17 protein-coding genes are annotated in these 16,709 nt (G+C 46.0%); 4 read left to right on the top strand and 13 right to left on the bottom strand.

Annotated features, from left to right (window positions below):
- Positions 1 to 77: 77 nt before the first annotated feature.
- The 8 genes from LPW40_RS00360 to LPW40_RS00325 all read right to left on the bottom strand — a co-directional run bounded on the left by LPW40_RS00360 (position 78) and on the right by LPW40_RS00325 (position 7,200).
- Positions 78 to 788, bottom strand: coding sequence for a CpsD/CapB family tyrosine-protein kinase (locus LPW40_RS00360; RefSeq protein WP_230820269.1), 711 nt, complete (start codon positions 786 to 788; stop codon positions 78 to 80).
- The gene (locus LPW40_RS00355; protein ID WP_230820268.1) at positions 772 to 1,494 is read right to left on the bottom strand and encodes a YveK family protein; all 723 of its coding nucleotides are present in this window, start codon (positions 1,492 to 1,494) and stop codon (positions 772 to 774) included. The genes LPW40_RS00360 and LPW40_RS00355 overlap by 17 nt, the downstream gene beginning before the upstream one ends.
- Positions 1,495 to 1,988: 494 nt before the next feature.
- Positions 1,989 to 3,122 (bottom strand): glycosyltransferase family 4 protein, encoded by a 1,134-nt coding sequence (locus LPW40_RS00350; RefSeq protein WP_230820267.1) that lies wholly within the window; start codon positions 3,120 to 3,122, stop codon positions 1,989 to 1,991.
- Positions 3,123 to 3,201: 79 nt separating this feature from the next.
- Complete coding sequence (locus LPW40_RS00345; RefSeq protein WP_230820266.1) at positions 3,202 to 3,969, bottom strand: formyl transferase; 768 nt, start codon at positions 3,967 to 3,969, stop codon at positions 3,202 to 3,204.
- A complete protein-coding gene (locus tag LPW40_RS00340; RefSeq protein WP_230820264.1) occupies positions 3,962 to 4,912 on the bottom strand; it encodes a polysaccharide deacetylase family protein in 951 nt (316 codons plus the stop codon). The genes LPW40_RS00345 and LPW40_RS00340 overlap by 8 nt, the downstream gene beginning before the upstream one ends.
- A 96-nt stretch (positions 4,913 to 5,008) precedes the next feature.
- On the bottom strand, positions 5,009 to 5,674 hold the full coding sequence (locus LPW40_RS00335) for a PIG-L deacetylase family protein (protein ID WP_230820262.1): 666 nt from the start codon (positions 5,672 to 5,674) through the stop codon (positions 5,009 to 5,011).
- Between the two features lie 22 nt (positions 5,675 to 5,696).
- Positions 5,697 to 6,599, bottom strand: a complete 903-nt coding sequence (locus LPW40_RS00330) for a methionyl-tRNA formyltransferase (protein ID WP_230820261.1) — start codon at positions 6,597 to 6,599, stop codon at positions 5,697 to 5,699.
- A gap of 16 nt (positions 6,600 to 6,615) precedes the next feature.
- Positions 6,616 to 7,200 carry a sugar transferase gene (locus LPW40_RS00325; RefSeq protein ID WP_230820259.1) on the bottom strand — a complete coding sequence of 195 codons (585 nt, stop codon included), beginning with the start codon at positions 7,198 to 7,200 and terminating at the stop codon, positions 6,616 to 6,618.
- A gap of 516 nt (positions 7,201 to 7,716) precedes the next feature.
- Here LPW40_RS00325 and LPW40_RS00320 point away from each other — a divergent pair.
- Positions 7,717 to 9,042, top strand: coding sequence for a S8 family peptidase (locus LPW40_RS00320; protein ID WP_230820258.1), 1,326 nt, complete (start codon positions 7,717 to 7,719; stop codon positions 9,040 to 9,042).
- Between the two features lie 77 nt (positions 9,043 to 9,119).
- Here LPW40_RS00320 and LPW40_RS00315 read toward each other — a convergent pair whose 3' ends face one another.
- Positions 9,120 to 9,545 carry a CBS domain-containing protein gene (locus LPW40_RS00315; RefSeq protein WP_230820257.1) on the bottom strand — a complete coding sequence of 142 codons (426 nt, stop codon included), beginning with the start codon at positions 9,543 to 9,545 and terminating at the stop codon, positions 9,120 to 9,122.
- A gap of 173 nt (positions 9,546 to 9,718) precedes the next feature.
- Between LPW40_RS00315 and LPW40_RS00310 the strand changes: the two genes are divergently transcribed.
- A complete protein-coding gene (locus LPW40_RS00310; RefSeq protein WP_230820256.1) occupies positions 9,719 to 10,123 on the top strand; it encodes a potassium channel family protein in 405 nt (134 codons plus the stop codon).
- 35 nt (positions 10,124 to 10,158) lie between these two features.
- On the opposite strand, the gene LPW40_RS00305 is transcribed toward LPW40_RS00310, so the two are convergent.
- Positions 10,159 to 10,908 (bottom strand): SDR family NAD(P)-dependent oxidoreductase, encoded by a 750-nt coding sequence (locus LPW40_RS00305; protein ID WP_230820255.1) that lies wholly within the window; start codon positions 10,906 to 10,908, stop codon positions 10,159 to 10,161.
- A gap of 102 nt (positions 10,909 to 11,010) precedes the next feature.
- Here LPW40_RS00305 and LPW40_RS00300 point away from each other — a divergent pair, with 102 nt between their 5' ends.
- Entirely contained in the window at positions 11,011 to 11,634 is a 624-nt protein-coding gene (locus LPW40_RS00300) for a hypothetical protein (RefSeq protein WP_230820254.1), read from the top strand.
- Between the two features lie 67 nt (positions 11,635 to 11,701).
- On the opposite strand, the gene LPW40_RS00295 is transcribed toward LPW40_RS00300, so the two are convergent.
- The 3 genes from LPW40_RS00295 to LPW40_RS00285 form a co-directional block, all read right to left on the bottom strand.
- Positions 11,702 to 12,859, bottom strand: a complete 1,158-nt coding sequence (locus LPW40_RS00295) for a benzoate/H(+) symporter BenE family transporter (RefSeq protein ID WP_269063139.1) — start codon at positions 12,857 to 12,859, stop codon at positions 11,702 to 11,704.
- A gap of 167 nt (positions 12,860 to 13,026) precedes the next feature.
- Positions 13,027 to 14,484 (bottom strand): TcaA NTF2-like domain-containing protein, encoded by a 1,458-nt coding sequence (locus LPW40_RS00290; protein ID WP_230820252.1) that lies wholly within the window; start codon positions 14,482 to 14,484, stop codon positions 13,027 to 13,029.
- A gap of 22 nt (positions 14,485 to 14,506) precedes the next feature.
- Complete coding sequence (locus tag LPW40_RS00285; protein ID WP_230820251.1) at positions 14,507 to 15,310, bottom strand: zinc ribbon domain-containing protein; 804 nt, start codon at positions 15,308 to 15,310, stop codon at positions 14,507 to 14,509.
- A gap of 200 nt (positions 15,311 to 15,510) precedes the next feature.
- Between LPW40_RS00285 and LPW40_RS00280 the strand changes: the two genes are divergently transcribed.
- Positions 15,511 to 16,590, top strand: a complete 1,080-nt coding sequence (locus LPW40_RS00280; RefSeq protein WP_230820250.1) for a C45 family autoproteolytic acyltransferase/hydolase — start codon at positions 15,511 to 15,513, stop codon at positions 16,588 to 16,590.
- Positions 16,591 to 16,709 lie beyond the last annotated feature (119 nt).

Genomic DNA, 16,709 nt, shown 5'->3' with positions numbered 1-16,709 from the left:
TTTTAGAAACGGATGAATATCAATGCTTCTTCGGCATTGCCCCTTTATTCAAACGCCTGATGATTATCCTCTGTATTTCAAGTGACTGTGGATTCCTGATAATGGTAGTAAGGACCATCCCTCTTATATTGTTTAGGCCTTCCGTTCAAAACGATGCCGATGATATTGGCTCCCGCTTTATTGAGCAGGTCCTTCGCTTCGTTCAGCCGGTTCCTGTTGTTGCTCCCCACATCGGTGACCAGCACGACGCCATTCGCATGCTTGCTCAGAAGCTGGGCATCAGTGACCGATAATATGGGCGGAGAATCCATGATGACCATATCGTAATGTGTCATCAGCCTGATCATGATCGCCTCGAGCTTCGATGCAGAAAGAAGTTCAGCCGGATTCGGCGGTATCGGTCCGGAAGTGATCAGATCAAGATTTTCAAATTCAGTGCTTTTTATAACTTCCTGGAACGGTATATCATTGACGATCAATGTCGAAAGGCCCTCCCTGTTCGCCACCCTGAAAGTCTCATGTGAAGTGGGCCGTCTTAAATCCGCATCAAGCAGTAAAGTTTTTTTGCCGGCCTGCGCATACGCGACAGCCATATTTGATGCAATCGTGGATTTTCCTGCGGCCGCCATATCCGAAGTGAAAAGGACGGATCTGATCTCCGTGTTCACACTCGAATACATGATATTTGTACGGATTGTCCGGAACTGTTCACTCACTGTCGCGTGCGGCTGTTTATCCACCACCAGGTATCGCGGCCCATTATATTCATCCTTATGACGTCTGCTCATATATATCCCCTGCCCCTACCTGTTTTTCAAATCTATCAATCGATCCGATGACCGGTATCGACAGATGTCTTTCCACATCTTCTTCATTCCTTACAGACTTATCAAAAAATGCTCTTGTGAATGCAAGACCCAGACCCAGCATCAAACCGATCACCAATCCCACCGTGATATTTATGACAGTGTTTGGAGAGACCTGATCTGTATCCGCATCCATGAATGCCGATGCCAATATGGAAACGTTATTGACGTTCATGATCTCACTCACTTCCTGCTGGAAGACACTCGCAATTTCATCCGCTATGATTGCAGCTTCTTCTATGCTGTCTGCAACTACACTCACAGTGATGACCTGTGACTGGTCTTCATTGCTGACCGTGATCATTTTTGATAATTCACGTGTCGTCAATTCGATACCCTGACTGTCGACAAGATTGTCGGAGACCTCCCCGAGTACGAGCGGATTCAAAATGATGTCCCTGTAAGTGTTGATCAACTGCAGGCTCGTTTCAACATTCTGGTTGTCTATGATTCCCCCGCTCTCCGGCTGACTGACCAGAATCTGCGTCTCCGCTTCGTACTTCGGTGTCAAAAGAAAGAAAGTGACCAGAGCCATCAGCAGCCCCGTGATGACTGCAAATAAAAAAATAGACACCGCATTCTGTCTGATGATCTTAAGTACAATCTCCAGATTGACAGAATCCCCCATAAACCATTCCCCCTATGCATCTGTTTATCAAGAACCACTAACGTATAAAACCAACTGAATTAGTTTAATTTTACAATTAAATGGTACTTAGATACTATTATAGCAAGGCAAAATGAATAATCAATACTTTTCTGAATATTAAATCATCAAATAAACCAGTAATGCATACATTGTAAATAAATTACTATTAGCTGAAATATTACATAAATTAATTACAATATTCAGACTTTTTATTATTTAAATTACTATTATAGAGTAAATAGTGCCTATTTTATGTAGATATCGAGTTATATAGAGATTTTGCATGTCAAATTTACAGTCAAATTGAATCTATTAATATAAATGACTCTAAATCGAGACAGTGATAACTATGAATAATATGTATAAGTTTTCGTATATGAAAATCAGAGCTTATTATTAGTCAATTAAAGAAATAAAAATAAAAAATGAGGCAGCGTCCTCACCGGACACTGCCTCCACTAAAATTCAAATGTTCAAGTATGTTTCACTTCAGGTTCCACATCAGGCGGTGTACCCAGGCTGTCATAAAATTTCAGTAATTCTCCCTGTATGTACACCTTATCAAAATTTTCCGTTATAAATTTCCGGGATGCTCCCGCCATCTTTTCCAGCACTTCCGGATGCTCAATCAGGTGTCTGATCGCCTCTGCCAGCCCTGCCGCACTCTTATTCTTTATGATGATGCCCGTCTGCCCGCGGGCGAGGGTGTCTCTTGCCCCTGTCACATCAAACGTCACGACAGGCACACCCATGGCCTGTGCCTCAATGCTGACGTTCCCGAACCCCTCGCGGTATGTTGGGAAGACGAACAAATTCATCAAACGGTAATATTTGTGAATATCCAACGTGTAGCCACATAAGAGGATATTTTTATTCTCATGAATTTTATCAATATTCTCCTGCTTGATGGCATCACTCTCTTCAAAATCCCCGACGATCACCAGCTTTAAATTGGGATGATCAGCAGATAAGGCCTCAAACGCCTCGACGAGTTCATTGCTGCCTTTATCTTTAGTGATCCTGCCGATATAACCCATGACGAAGTCATCGGGCTTGATCCCCAGTTCTTTCTTCAATGTCTCCACCTGTGTGGAGGGAATGTTTTCTGGGTTGAATTTTTCCAGATCTATGCCATCATTGCTGCCTTTGCCGATCCGCACCACCTTGTCCCGCTTTACGATTCTGTTATTCACGACTTCTTCCTCAAGGCTGTCTGAGATGACGACGACGTGTGTACTGAGTGCACAGGCGATTCTTTCTGCAGTATGGAGCACCCTGTACTTGATGCCCGATGTCGTCTCAAGCCTGAGTCCCCATATCGAATATATACGTGTAGGCACCCGGCTTAAAAACCCCGCTATCATTCCAAGCAGTCCCGCCTTCGCTGTACTGAAGTGAATGATATCCGGTGATTCACGCCTCAAGTATTTAAATAGTTTATAAAGTGCCGAAACATCTTTGGTGATGTTGATTTCTCTTTCGAATGGGATATGGTCCAGCTCCATATCTTTATAAGTCTTATCGAAATCATTATTGCACACGATTTTCACTTCATAGCCGTTCTGCTCGAGGAGTTTCACCTGGTCCCTCAGAAACATCACGCTCATTGAAGATGTGACCCCCTGAATATACTTTCTTTTCATTTTAGACATCCCCTTATGATAATCTTTTAAATAAAAGACCCACCTACTTCACTTTCCTGAAAATCCTTCCATACATATATCCCCATAATGTCGGATGTGACCAGATTGCACTTTCATCCGTCAGGGGCTCCACAAACTTCATATTCCCCTCCAGGATTGAACGTACGATATCGTTATAATTTTTAAGCGCTGCAGCCACCTGCAGATGGGTGTAGGTCAAGAAGTTGTCCTTCCCGGTCACTTTGATCGTGCGCTGATCCAGCACCGTCCCTGTATCGATCCCGGCATCGACGAGATGCGTCGTCACTCCGGCGAGATTTTCCTCACCGTTATATAAAGCCCAGTATCCGCCGTGGACGCCCCTGTACTTCGGGTTGATGCCCACATGGATATTCAGGAAATGCACATCGATGGCATCTAGTATATGAGATTTTATGATCGGTGTGCCGTTGATGATGACGAGATCTGCATTGCTTTCCTCCAGGACCTGTTCCATCCGGTCACTGTTCACGGAATCGATGTATTCCACCTTCTCCTGTGGAATCTCTGTCGTGTCCAGGCCATATTCACGGCGTATTTCCTCAACCCTTTTCTTCGAGCGCTTCCTGAGATACAGCTTCGTATAGAGGACGAACAGGATCTGCCCGATGACTTTGAAGAGTCCAAGCTTTTTGATTCGCCGCTTCAGAAATGTCTTTCTGCTGACGTCACCCACGATGTAGACTTTTGAAACATCAAATTCCTTTGTCACATGATTGTATATATAGTTCGTCTCATCTCCTGCGCCGCAGATCATTATGATGTTACTCATTCGCTTTCACCTTCTCCACAAAGGATTCCATGCTTTCGGACCTGAAATCATAAGTCTTGTTCAAATACTTGAAATGATCGATGATTTCACGTAAGTAGCTGATGTTTTCCTCAGGCAGCCCGGAAAAGTTGTGCGGATGCCACCATAGATGGTAATAATGATTATTTTTTGCTGCATGGGTCATCTCCTTTTTGATCCGCCTCAGCTGCAGATTTTTGAACATCCTATTCCGCTCCGTCACAGGACGCAGGAAGCGGCTGGCCTTGATGTTGTATAAGCCGTCACCGGCTTTTGGGGCGGTGTGTGTAATATGCCCTGCGATATTCCAGTAAGTGTCCAGCAGATGCGCCGCACGGATCGCAAGGTTATCCACCGGACGCGTCTTATAGATATATTGATCCGGGTTGCCCCTGTAGCTTGCAATCCCGTGAGCCTTAAGCAGTGCGAGCGTACCCGCATTGTACTGGTTCTTCGGGAAGACGATGCTCTCGATATTGATGCCGTTATCTTCCGCGACTGCGAGCGCTATGGACAAGTCTTTTTGGAACTCATCGTTCTTCTGCCCCTTTTCCAGACAATAATAATGTGAGAATGTATGCGTGCCGATATCCTGATATTTTGAAGCTTTCAGCTTCTCCACCAGTTCCCGGGCAAAGAAGACGCCATCACTGTATTGCGGATTGGACATAAGCCCCATGAATGTATTGTAGTTATTGCGTTTGGGATCTGTATAATTCGGCACCTCAAAGTCCCGGACCACCCTTTTCAGGTCATCAGAGTCTTCAAGCATCAGCATCCCCACCGTCGACCATGTGACCTTCATCTCGTTTTCCTCAAACACGTCGATTAATTTTGAGGCCACGTCCGGTGTCCTCCGCAGCCGGCTCCAATGCTTATCCCGATCCCTGAAGTCGATGAACCCCCAGAAAATTTCAAAGTCCAAAGAAATGATAAATGAACCGTTTTTCAATAATTCCACCATCCTCCATGTTTTTAAAATTTATTCATCACCATAATAAAAAATCTGTTGGATGAGAAATTATTTCATAATCTGCTTCCTGACCGAACGGAGCAGCATGAATGCTTCCGCATGATTCACGTTGATGGTCGACCCCCTGTAAACGGACAATGCCCGCATCGCTTCAAGCGACCGCGGGTGGGGGAATGCTTTCAATTCTCCCTTGTAAAATTCCATAGCTTTGAGTTTATCTTCTATAGTATCGGTGATATCAATGAATACATTCGGCATGAATACATTATCAACTGTCGGTGTATTCCATTCCGTCTCCGACAATGTTTCATAAGCAAGTACCTCTTTTAAGTTCGGCACATTGAATGGACGCAGTGCGACCATTGCGCTGTATGTCACCTCGGCATGGTCGAAGTTCATGTCCCCCTTATGCGGTAAAAAAACAACTTCCGGCTGCACCTGCTGAACCACATCATGCACTTTCCCGTTAAATTCTGCTGTATCGTAATGTCTCAGACCAATCATAGGCAAATTCAGAAAGATCGTTTCTTCAACGCCCAAAAATTCATGGGCCGCTTTCGCCTGAGTCTGTTCTTCCTTCGTCCACTCCGGATCCGGCGTACTCGTCACTTCACAGACATACACGGAGTGCCCCGCCTTCACATACTTGGCGATCGTCCCCCCGACGCCCAGCACTTCATCATCATTATGCGGTGCAAACACTAATACCTTCATTTCCCTCAGCTCCCCCTCAGCTTCAAATAAATTTATTCCCCTCGATGAACCTGATTTCGGATTCTGTTTCGTAATCCGTGATCCTTAAGATGCCGTCCTTGCAGAATATATCAATGCTGCCTTCATCCGAATGGATGATCTGGCCCGGTATCCCATAGTATTTATTATTTTCATGCACTTCGCCCCGCCAGAATATGACTCTCTTATCCTTGTAATGGGAAAAAGCGCCCGGATAAGGCTTTGAAGTCGCCCGGATCAATTTATGGATGTTCCGGACGGAATCATTCCAATCGATTCTGCCGTCCTCCGGCACCCGCTTCAGAAGATACGTTGCGGCATCTTCATCCTGCGGCCGTGAAGTCAGCGCATCATCCTTTATTTTTTGAACGATGCGCGGCACCATCCTTTTCAATGCAGCATTCAATGCCGCCTCCACGTCTTCTGCGTAATCGTCTTCACCGATCAGATAAGTTTCTTGATCGATGATTTCCCCTGTATCCGTCCCTTCATCTATGTAGAACAATGAAGATTTGGATTCTCTCACATCAAGCAGTATCTGCCACGGGATTGCCGCGCGCCCCCTGAACTTCGGCAGTGCCGTCGGATGGAAACCGATGACTCCTTTCCGCGGTGCATTGATGATGCGCGGACTGACAAGCTGAGATAACCCGACGATGAAGATGTAGTCGGGCGCCATCTCCTCCATTACCTTGACATGTTCCTCATCATTGATGTTCTTGAAATCCACATAGTCGACACCATGTTCCCTGGCAATTTTGGATAAGTCGCTGTAGCCTGAAACATTTGCCGAGTATTCATCCTTGAGCGAAAAAACCTTATCCGGAGGCAGACCATTTTCGATCAGACTCCTTAAAATGATTTCACTGGATATCACCGATCCCACAAATATGATTCCATTGGACATAGACATCCCCCTGTATTCATGTTTTTTTGAACCGTTCCTCCCCAAGCAGGACGATCAGAAAAGTCTTCATCAGAATCCACATATCCAGAAACAGCGAAAACCTGCTGATGTAGCGGATGTCGTATTCTATCCTTTCATCCCAGCTGAGTGAAGCATTGCCGTTCACCTGGGCAAGACCCGTCATCCCCGGCTTCATATCGAGCCGCCGTCTCTGATGATCGTCGTATTCACGCACCTGCTGCTCGATTGTCGGCCGCGGGCCCACGAGGCTCATATCCCCCTTCAGCACATTCAACAGCTGCGGCAGCTCATCGATTTTAAGCCGCCTGATCAGCCGGCCGAACAACGTCAGCCGCTCCGCATCTTTATCGAATGCAAAGTTCGTTTCCGCGTCCTTATCGACCTTCATGCTCCTGAACTTGAAGATGGAATAAGGCTTCCCCTTATAGCCAATCCTGTCCTGCATGAAAAAGACCGGACCCGGCATCGTCACCACTATAAGCATAGCCGTGGCAACCAGAAGCGGCGACAACATCATCAATAATATGAAACTCACCGCGACATCAATGCACCGCTTGATCTTCAGACTCAATTCCTTCATCGCTCATCCCCCAAAACCCCTTGATAAAAAAACCATTAAGATGTAAATTTAATCAAATTTTGCATTAATATCCTTAAGACTATATTAATCACAATTAAAATATATGTCCACTAAATTTTTAACAATTCCCAAAAATCAGATTTCTATTGTTTTATCACCAAGCCGTAAACATAAAAAATGGCCCCGGGTATCCCCGGAGCCGAATCATATATTATATTATTTTTCTTTTAAATCTTCATCTGTGCAGCATATCCCCTTTGAATAAAGTAAGCGCTCCCATACGCTTGATTACTGAATTCTTGTAGGATAAAGCCGTATCCAAAAGATACACGAATTCCCATCCTCCGTCAACACATATTATAGAATTTTTAAAATATTCTTTTAAATAACTTGTTCTCCTTCTCCTGAAGCTTTGATTCTATGGATAAAATCAACGGCAGATGTTATGATAAAATTACACATTAAGGATATGCCTTATCACGAGGCGATATTTTTATTCAAAGGGAGGAGAAGCGGATGGAAAGAAGACAGAGAGTATGGTTTGAAGAGAATGACGGCAAGCTGGATCCGGCACTGGTGGCGGAACTCAGGAACATCCGGAAATTCAACTACCGTGCAGCGGAAGCCATCCCGACGGAGATACCGATCATCATCAAATGCCGGAAAAGCGCGGATGAAAGGGAAAAGGAAGATCTGATACAGGTATGCAATGCTGATGAATACAGCCATCTCGATACAGAAATCCGCATCATCAACAGCGTCAAAGGTACACTCACCCCCGATAAGATCAAGGAAGTCCGGCACCATAAAGCTGTTGAGAAGATCTACTACGACCGCCCGGTCCGGGCCTTCCTCGACATCACCGATGATCAGATCGGTTCGAGGCGGATCAGGGAACAACATCAGCTGAGCGGGAAAGGTGTGACCATTGCGGTGCTCGACACAGGCATCCACCCGCATGAGGACCTCACGACGCCTGAGAACCGCATCATCGCTTTCCATGACCTCATCAACGGTGAGGAGGAGCCGTACGATGACAACGGGCATGGCACGCACTGCGCAGGAGATGCCGCAGGGAACGGGGCCATGTCCGGCGGCAAATATACAGGCCCCGCTCCTGAAGCTTCACTTATCGGTGTGAAAGTGCTGGATGCCTCAGGCGGCGGCAGCTTATCCACCATCATCGAGGGCATTGAGTGGTGCATCGATAATAAAGACAATCATGATATCGACATCATCAATCTGTCGCTCGGGGCGGATGCATACGAATCATTCAGGGAGGACCCGTTGTCCATGGCCGCCCAGCAAGCATGGCACAGCGGGTTGATCGTCTGTGCCGCTGCAGGCAACAGCGGTCCCGGCCCGTCCACCATCGGCACGCCGGCCATCAATCCATTCATCATCACGGTCGGCGCGGTGGACGATCAGGACACGGTCGATCGCTCGGATGATGCGATTGCAGACTACTCCAGCCGCGGCCCGACGATTGATGCATTCGTGAAACCGGATATATATGCACCCGGCACGGACATCATCTCACTCCGTTCGCCTGGGTCACATTCCGAGATGGAGCTTGTTGAACAGATCATCGACGAGCATTATATCCAGATGTCCGGCACCTCCATGGCGACACCGATTGTTGCAGGTGTCATCGCACTGATGCTTGAAGCAAGCCCGAACTTGAGCCCGAATGATATCAAGAGCATACTTCAGATGACAGGCGAGCCCGCCTTCGGCAAGCAGTGGGGTTACATTGAAGCACAGACCGCGGTGGATACCGCTATAAGCTATGCGCAGAACATGCAGCAGTCCGCATCCGGCAACTGCTGGAAGGCAATGTGAATCTTTACAAACCAAAAAAATCCCGGACAATCAACTTGTCCGGGATTTCATTTTATATCTGAATGAAACTTATTGTTTTATCTGTCCGGTTCGGCAGGTCTTGAAATCTCTTCCAGTGCCACTTCAGAATCTTCCGGATCGTCCTGCTTCACTGCGATGTCGCCGAGTGAAACCATACCCACTACTCTGTCATCTTCCAGTATCGGCAGACGGCGTATCTGCGCACTGCGCATAATTTCCGCCGCTTCCTCAACATCCATATCCTTGGAGCCGGTCGCAGTGCTCGTGGAAATGATCCTTCCTACCGGAGTATCGAGTGGGAATTGTGAGGCGATACCTCTGATGACCAGATCACGGTCAGTGACGATTCCTCTCAATCCGTCGTTGCCGACGACAGGGATTGCCCCTACATCCAAATCCTTCATCATTGATGCCACTTGTTCTATCGTTGCTTCCGGGGAAACTGTCTCAACGTCAGTCGTCATAATTTCTGTGACTTTCATTAATAATGCCTCCTTGGAAACTTGTATTCATCTTACATATAACGTTTACCACATGACCTGCTCAGTTAAACATTCAGCTCTTTCATGTTTGAATCAGAGCAAACAGGAAAATATTAAGTAAATCTACACAATAAAAATAAAGTACTCCATAAATGATGCCAAGGGGGGATTGGATGGCACAAGCAATGCTCATCGTCTTCATCATATTTTTCCTGTATCAGCTTGGCGCCTTCGCAAAGAAGAAAGGTGACATGCAGAAAACACATAAGTTCTCCATGCAGTGGCCACTGTACCTGTACATCTTCACAGTGATGACAGGTCTGCTGCTCACCTTTGCGGTGATCTACTATTTAGTATCACTGGAGGGACCGATATTGATCGACAACATCCAGGGCGAGCCGATGGAAGAACATGACTTTGCAGAAATGCTCTACTACAGCGGTGTGACACTTTTGTCAATCGGTTACGGTGATCTGACACCGATCGGGCCGATCCGATACATTTCGCTGTTCGAGGCATTCCTCGGCATCGTCGTCCCCACCGTCATCTTCGTCAAAGAAATCACTAAAGATGAATGAGAAAAAGCAGCCCCAGGGGCTGCTTCGAATATCTACTATTTTACATTGGTGAAGCCGCCGTCGATGCGGATGACTTCGCCGTTGATATATTCCGCTTTTGAAGTGAGCAGGAACGTCACAAGCTCCGCCACCTCTTCCGGTGTACCGAGACGCTTCTGAGGGATGCCGCTTTCAGCATTCTCCTTCATTTCTGGATTGTCCTTATAGAAGTTCCGGACCATTTCCGTCTCGGTCGGCCCCGGTGCAATCGCGTTAACTCTGAGACCGTCTTTTGCGTATTCAGCCACCATGCTTTTTGTAAGGCCGATGATGCCGTGCTTCGTTGCTGAATACGTCACCACGGAATCCTGACCGATGACGCCGGCGCTTGAAGCGGTGTTGACGATGGCGCCGCTGCCCTGCTTCTTCATGACTTCCGCGACATGGCGGACGCCGTACAGTGCACCAAGCAGGTTGATGCCGACGATCTTTTCAATTTCATCGATGTCGGAATCAAGGAAGTATTTGCCGCTTCCGGAGATGCCGGCATTGTTGAAGAAATAGTCGATCGTGCCGAAATGCGACACCGTCTTGTCCACATAATTTTTGACGTCTTCATTTTTCGATACATCCGCTTTGATGAAGATGGCATCGGCACCTTTGTCCTTCACCATGTCCACCGTGCGGTTGCCGCCTTCTTCGCTGATGTCCACGACGGAGATGTTGACGCCCTCCTCTGCGAGGCGCACCGCCGTCGCCTGACCGAGGCCGCTGCCTCCGCCTGTGATGATGGCAACTTTACTCATATATATCACCCTTTCGAATTGAATGGTTCATTCATTTACATCCACAATCATTCCCGGACACGGGGAAAGTGAAACATCAGACGAATATACAAAGAAAGGCAGATGAACATGGAAAATACATTAAGATGGATTCATGAGTTCCTCGATGTGATACTGTCGAATTTCAATATGGCGTGGCTGCTGCTCATCGTCATCATCGTATACCATAAACAGATACTGGATCTTTTGGGAAGAGTGACGAGGATCGGGTTCCACGATGCCTACGTCAGCTTTCGAACCAGGCAGTTGAGTGAGGATTTGGGAAATGCAGTAAAAGGGCATGATGCAGAAGACAGGGAGATTCCTCCTGTCGGGGGTGGGGGCGGCGGCTTGAGCGAAGCACCCGCTTCCATTTCCTCAGACCATGAAATGATGCGATTGCTCACAAATACTAACCTTCTCATCGGGTACTATTATGAAAATGGCAGCAATGCAACAGTCAGGAGAATGTATAAGTTTTTGGAGAAGGAACTGGAAAAGCGATACTCGGTCGACTTCAAAAATTCCAGACATGCCGAGCGGACGATCAAGGGACGCGACGGCGAAGTCTATAGGATATTCAATAAGCTGAAAGAAGTCTATGCAGCGACGCTCGAGCATGACACTGAAGAACTTTGGAAGCTTGAGGATGTGATCAATTATTCCTTTCTGATCAAAATCGCGTTGAACAAAATGGAAATGGAATGATCTCCTCGGCAGCCCTCACATGCTTCAAGAAATGAATATCACAAAATGTTTCTTAATGAGCAGTCTCTCAGTCTGCTTTCTTTATAAAAACAGAGTATAAAATTGTACCTATAATCAAACTCAGCAGGGGTGCTGATAAAATGTAGATGTTGATATTTACTGCTGAAATGACAAATGAAGTCAGCATGATGATTATGCTGGCTTTTGATTTCAGGTTTTTTAAACTTTTGAAGCAGTTCAATAAAATGCCCAATAAAGTGAGTATGACGATGATGGATATCAATTGCGCCGGAATTGCACTCATCAGGGTGATCATCAAAGGGGCAAGCATTCCAAAAAGCACGATTAGAATACCAGCCACCAGTGCGCTTTTATATCTTTCACTTTTCGCCCCGGACTCCTCATTACTGCAGATTGTCGTCGACATGCCGCCTATCCCGGCTGCATGCCCGCCGAATAAACTGACGATGGATGTGCCGATGCCTGAAGATAATACGACCTGCTGAAAGGGCACTTCGTAACCATTCTTCTTTAAAGCACTTAAAGAGATGGAAACTTCATTGCTCAGTATCATTACAGCCACAGGCAGCGAAATTACAGTAATGGTCACCAGATCAATCTGCGGCTCTATGAACTCTACCGTAAAGACCGCTTGATCAACCTCAAAGTTTTCAAATCCAACAAACAAGCCGGTTATAAAAACCACTGCCAGACCGCCGAAAAAACCAGGGATATTTTTTATATATAACTGCACCAGAAAATAAGCGATTACTGATACGACCAGAACCAGTATATAGATCGACAAATCCAGGACCGAATTCAGTATGTAATTCACCACTATGCCTGCGAGCATTCCTTCTATAATATAATTCGGTATGGAAAGGATGAAGTCCCTTAAGAATTTCAATTGGCTGATCACCAGGAGTAACAGGCCGGCAATTAAATATCCCCCCACCATCTCGTTGATGCTGAAACCCTGCATAACCGGTATTAAGTAGATTGCGGTAGCCAAAGAATGGGCACCGATCAGAGGCATCCTGTATTTAAGCGTCAACACCAGACTGACTAAGCCACCGACCACGTATATGGAAGACATCCAAGAAAAAAGCTGTGATTCAATCATCCCCAACTCCCGGGCAGATTCAATGATCACCATGCCTGAAAAAGATGTTAACAAGGCAGCTATTATGCCAGTAAAAATATGTTCCGGTTTAAAAGTCTTCATAATTCAAGGCCCTTCCAATATATATAAATAATACCGTCCTGCTCTTCCTGTAAAAGAGTAGAACAACATTTTATAAACCACTGTAAAAACATGACTATCATTAATATGTATTTTATATGTTTTTCCAATAAAATAACACCGGAGTATTATACTCCGGTGTTAAAATCTTAAAGATCTTCAAAACTCACGATTTCCAGCTCAAGTGTCTCCGGATCATAATCGACGGTGTACCGTGTATTGAAATCAATTGGGTCATCCAGGCTGTCATAATCCCTTGTGCTCTCCGCATCTATCGTCATCGTATTACCGTCACGTGAAAAATTGGAGAAGCTGATGTTGGTGATGAACATCCCTTCAAATGTGCCGTTATCCAGGTTGCTCTGGAGAGTGGCATAGGCATTGGAATCTTCATCCAGATACGGGTCGACTTCATTGATGTCTTCAAAGAGATACATCATTTCAAGGGCAAACAGGTAATCGCGGACAAAATTCTCCACGTTCTCCTCCATATCCTCCTCAAAGGATTCCCTCTCAGCATCTGCCATTTCTGCAGTACGTTCGGCTTCACCGGCTTCAGATATCGCATCTTCATCAAATTCCAGATTTACTGAATATACCGGCTCCATACCGCCCGCAGAATAAATATCTTCAGCTTCATCGGCATCGATCTGGACCGTTTCTGCATCACTCTCAAAAGTTTCACCGGCGTAATCCAGTGTAGCATCCACAGCCAGTTCCTCTCCGAAAGCGTACGGCCCCACCCTGTTATCATAATCGCTCAAATCCACGTTGACCGCTTCATCATTCACATTGACCGTGATATCCTCTTCATCGATGCCCTCCCAAAACAGGGTAGTGGCATTTTCATCAAACGTCAGATAGAAGAAGCCGGGGTTCAAAAATGCAGTCTCACCATATTCAAAGTCCACCTGCATCGTCGAGTCATAAGATTCTTCGTCAATGACTGCAGCACCTTCAAACTCATAAATCCCCGGAACTAGTTCGGCAAACTTCTCGTTGTCCGGGTTCCACTGTTGTTCCGTTTCATCCATTGTATAAGTGAATGCATCAATATCATAATCATCTGAAGCATAAACATTGAAGCGCGGTATTGTGAAATTATAGTCGTCGAAGAAAAGATACTGTGTGCCGGCACTGCTCACAGACAGCAGTGGATACAGCCCGTCATGCACTTCGTTACCCGGAACCTGTTGATGCAGATAATACTTCAGATCATCAATCCAGGTCTGATACTGTGAAAACCCGGAATTGCGGTCGATATACGCGATATGTGCCTTGGCCTCCTCTAAGGTAATATCGTTATCAACAGCATTTCTCAGCCCTTCCGCATCTTCATTCGTGACCGCTTCAGCGATCTTATCAAGCTGATTGTCAGGCGACAATGCATTCGCAATCAGACTGTAAGCCACGGCAAGTACAATTGCCGCGAGAGCAATCGCCCCGATGATGATTCCAATCCTTCTCTTCTTTTTCGGATCCATCGGTGCAGATGCCGGACGGGTCTGCTGCGCCTCTTTCACCTGCTCGTCGACCTTCTGACCGCAATTGGTACATACTTTAACATCCGGGCGGATTTCCTGCCCGCAATTCTTACAATATTTCATTATTCTGCTCCTCTTCCATTACTTAAAACATCATCATACGCTCAAGGTCATATAAAAAATTAGCGAAGAAAGTGATCATGAAAATCCTGATGATGAGGTAGAATACGATGGCGACCAGTACAAAATAGATGATGATCGCATAAAAACTGTCGAACTTCACATTATTGTTCTCTGCATATCTCAGCATCAAGTATATCGGTGTAGTGATGAACAATAAAAACCCGATCAGCCCGGCGATGATCCCCAGTTCATAAAGGGTCACCAGATTCAGTAAAGCCGCCAGGATAAAAAATGAGATGGTGATGACCATGGTGACTGCGTAATCATTGAAGACACGGTGCCAATGCTGGTTCTGCCTGATGACGATTGCGAGCAGCAGATATGTAACACCGAAGAACACTGCAACCATGATTGCCAGCACGATCAGCATTTCAAATAATGTGGAGAACGTGATAAATAACTCCCCCACCGCCACCCGCATCTGTATGAAACTGAGCAGGGATGCAAGCAGTATAAGCAGACCGACAGTACCGGAAGTCACGCCTATGTTGAAACTGGAACCAATCGTCCGGCCGGGTGATAACAATGCTGCCTTAAAGAATGAAAGCACTTCGGAGAAATAAGATGGCCCTCCCCCGGCTTGATGATCCGTGGCATGAGGCGCATCGGCGTATGCCGTTTCCTCTTTGTTATATGCAGCATTCGTACCAGTATTTTCTGAAGCTGTATGTATGGTGGCTTTACTCTTCCCTGCAAGCGCATAACCGCACTCACCACAGAACTTGTCCCCCTCGAAAATTTCGGCACTGCAATTCGGGCATTTCATGAAATTCCTCCTTATTTAAATTAACCCAAAGTATACCAGTAAAATATTTACAGGGCAATGTAGTATGAAGCTATCTAGCATCCAGATACTCTGAGTATCTTGTATATGCTTAGGGTATATACTTATTACACAAAGGGCTTTATTATACTTAATACTGATTCAAAATGAATCTTCCAACAAAACAAGGGGTGCAGTAAATTTTGAAGCATTTAAAAATACAGGGAAAGGCTTATGAGATTGGCTACCAGCACGGCACAGAAGCAAAGCGGGAAGTCCATTACAGCTTGGATTCATATGAAAGGTTGTTCCATCATGAGAAGAATATCGCATGGAATGAGGCGCGTGAGATCGCAAAAGATCATATCAACTATCTTGACCGGAACGGGGATGGTTTCCTGGAAGAGATTGAAGGGATCGCCAAAGGGGCATCCGTTGATTTTGAGGACATACTTGCACTCAACACCAGGAGTGAAATTGCCTTGACGGGAAATACGGATGGCTGCACAAGCTTCGGGGTCATCAGCCCGGGGAGTGAAAATCTGTATCTCGCCCAGACATGGGACTGGCGTCCATCTCAGAAAAGAAGTCTCCTGACCCTCGATATAGAAACAGACGGGACCGAGGTCGTCATGGTGACTGAAGCGGGCATCCTCGGGAAGATTGGCATGAATAACCATGGGCTGGGTGTATGCCTGAATGCCCTCCGGGTGAATGACCGTCAGCCCACCCTGCCGATTCATATTACATTAAGGAAGATATTAAACTCAGGAGATATCGATGAAGCACTGGGAATTATTCAAAATAAGGAAGTTGCCTCTGCCGCCAATCTTTTAGTCGGCCAGGATGATGCAGGCAGCACGAGGAAAATCGTCAACAACGAAGTGACGGTGACTCATATCGGCTCAAGGGAAATCACCGAAACCGGACATGTATATCATACCAACCATATATGCTCATCGGAAATACTGGACAACTTGGAAACGGAGCATTCCTCCCATGAAAACTCCTATCAAAGACTGGAGAAAATCGATGAACTGATCAGCACAGCGATTGAAGAGAATGAAACAATCGATCATCAACAGATTAGGGAGTGGCTGTCCAACCATGACAACGCACCTTATACGATATGCAGGCACGGCGGCAACCCGGCAAGATCCCATTATACGGATACGGTCACTGCATTCGGAATCAGCATGAACCTGACAAAAAAGAACCTTCATATCATGGAAGGCACACCATGCTCACCGACAGAGACATATTATCACGAGTTCAGCAATTGAATTATATAGATAAAAGCCTGAAGGGGATTTAATGGTTCACTAAATCCTCTTCAGGCTCTGTAATTTCTTCCAGAAAAACTTCTAGATTGGTTTCTATAAGTTGCAGTAAACGCTCAGCT

Origin of the sequence: Salinicoccus halitifaciens, from assembly GCF_021026095.1 — a bacterium.
GTDB lineage: Bacteria > Bacillota > Bacilli > Staphylococcales > Salinicoccaceae > Lacicoccus > Lacicoccus halitifaciens.
This window is presented reverse-complemented; position numbering and strand designations above follow the sequence as displayed.

Excerpts from the sequence above, each read along its gene's own strand:
- LPW40_RS00320 (WP_230820258.1), top strand. The coding sequence starts at position 7,717 with ATGGAAAGAAGACAGAGAGTATGGTTTGAAGAGAATGACGGCAAGCTG.
- LPW40_RS00350 (WP_230820267.1), bottom strand. The coding sequence starts at position 3,122 with ATGAGCGTGATGTTTCTGAGGGACCAGGTGAAACTCCTCGAGCAGAAC.
- LPW40_RS00310 (WP_230820256.1), top strand. The coding sequence starts at position 9,719 with ATGGCACAAGCAATGCTCATCGTCTTCATCATATTTTTCCTGTATCAG.
- LPW40_RS00295 (WP_269063139.1), bottom strand. The coding sequence starts at position 12,859 with ATGAAGACTTTTAAACCGGAACATATTTTTACTGGCATAATAGCTGCC.
- LPW40_RS00325 (WP_230820259.1), bottom strand. The coding sequence starts at position 7,200 with ATGAAGGAATTGAGTCTGAAGATCAAGCGGTGCATTGATGTCGCGGTG.
- LPW40_RS00330 (WP_230820261.1), bottom strand. The coding sequence starts at position 6,599 with ATGTCCAATGGAATCATATTTGTGGGATCGGTGATATCCAGTGAAATC.
- LPW40_RS00355 (WP_230820268.1), bottom strand. The coding sequence starts at position 1,494 with ATGGGGGATTCTGTCAATCTGGAGATTGTACTTAAGATCATCAGACAG.
- LPW40_RS00290 (WP_230820252.1), bottom strand. The coding sequence starts at position 14,484 with ATGAAATATTGTAAGAATTGCGGGCAGGAAATCCGCCCGGATGTTAAA.
- LPW40_RS00315 (WP_230820257.1), bottom strand. The coding sequence starts at position 9,545 with ATGAAAGTCACAGAAATTATGACGACTGACGTTGAGACAGTTTCCCCG.
- LPW40_RS00345 (WP_230820266.1), bottom strand. The coding sequence starts at position 3,969 with ATGAGTAACATCATAATGATCTGCGGCGCAGGAGATGAGACGAACTAT.
- LPW40_RS00305 (WP_230820255.1), bottom strand. The coding sequence starts at position 10,908 with ATGAGTAAAGTTGCCATCATCACAGGCGGAGGCAGCGGCCTCGGTCAG.
- LPW40_RS00285 (WP_230820251.1), bottom strand. The coding sequence starts at position 15,310 with ATGAAATGCCCGAATTGCAGTGCCGAAATTTTCGAGGGGGACAAGTTC.
- LPW40_RS00335 (WP_230820262.1), bottom strand. The coding sequence starts at position 5,674 with ATGAAGGTATTAGTGTTTGCACCGCATAATGATGATGAAGTGCTGGGC.
- LPW40_RS00300 (WP_230820254.1), top strand. The coding sequence starts at position 11,011 with ATGAACATGGAAAATACATTAAGATGGATTCATGAGTTCCTCGATGTG.
- LPW40_RS00360 (WP_230820269.1), bottom strand. The coding sequence starts at position 788 with ATGAGCAGACGTCATAAGGATGAATATAATGGGCCGCGATACCTGGTG.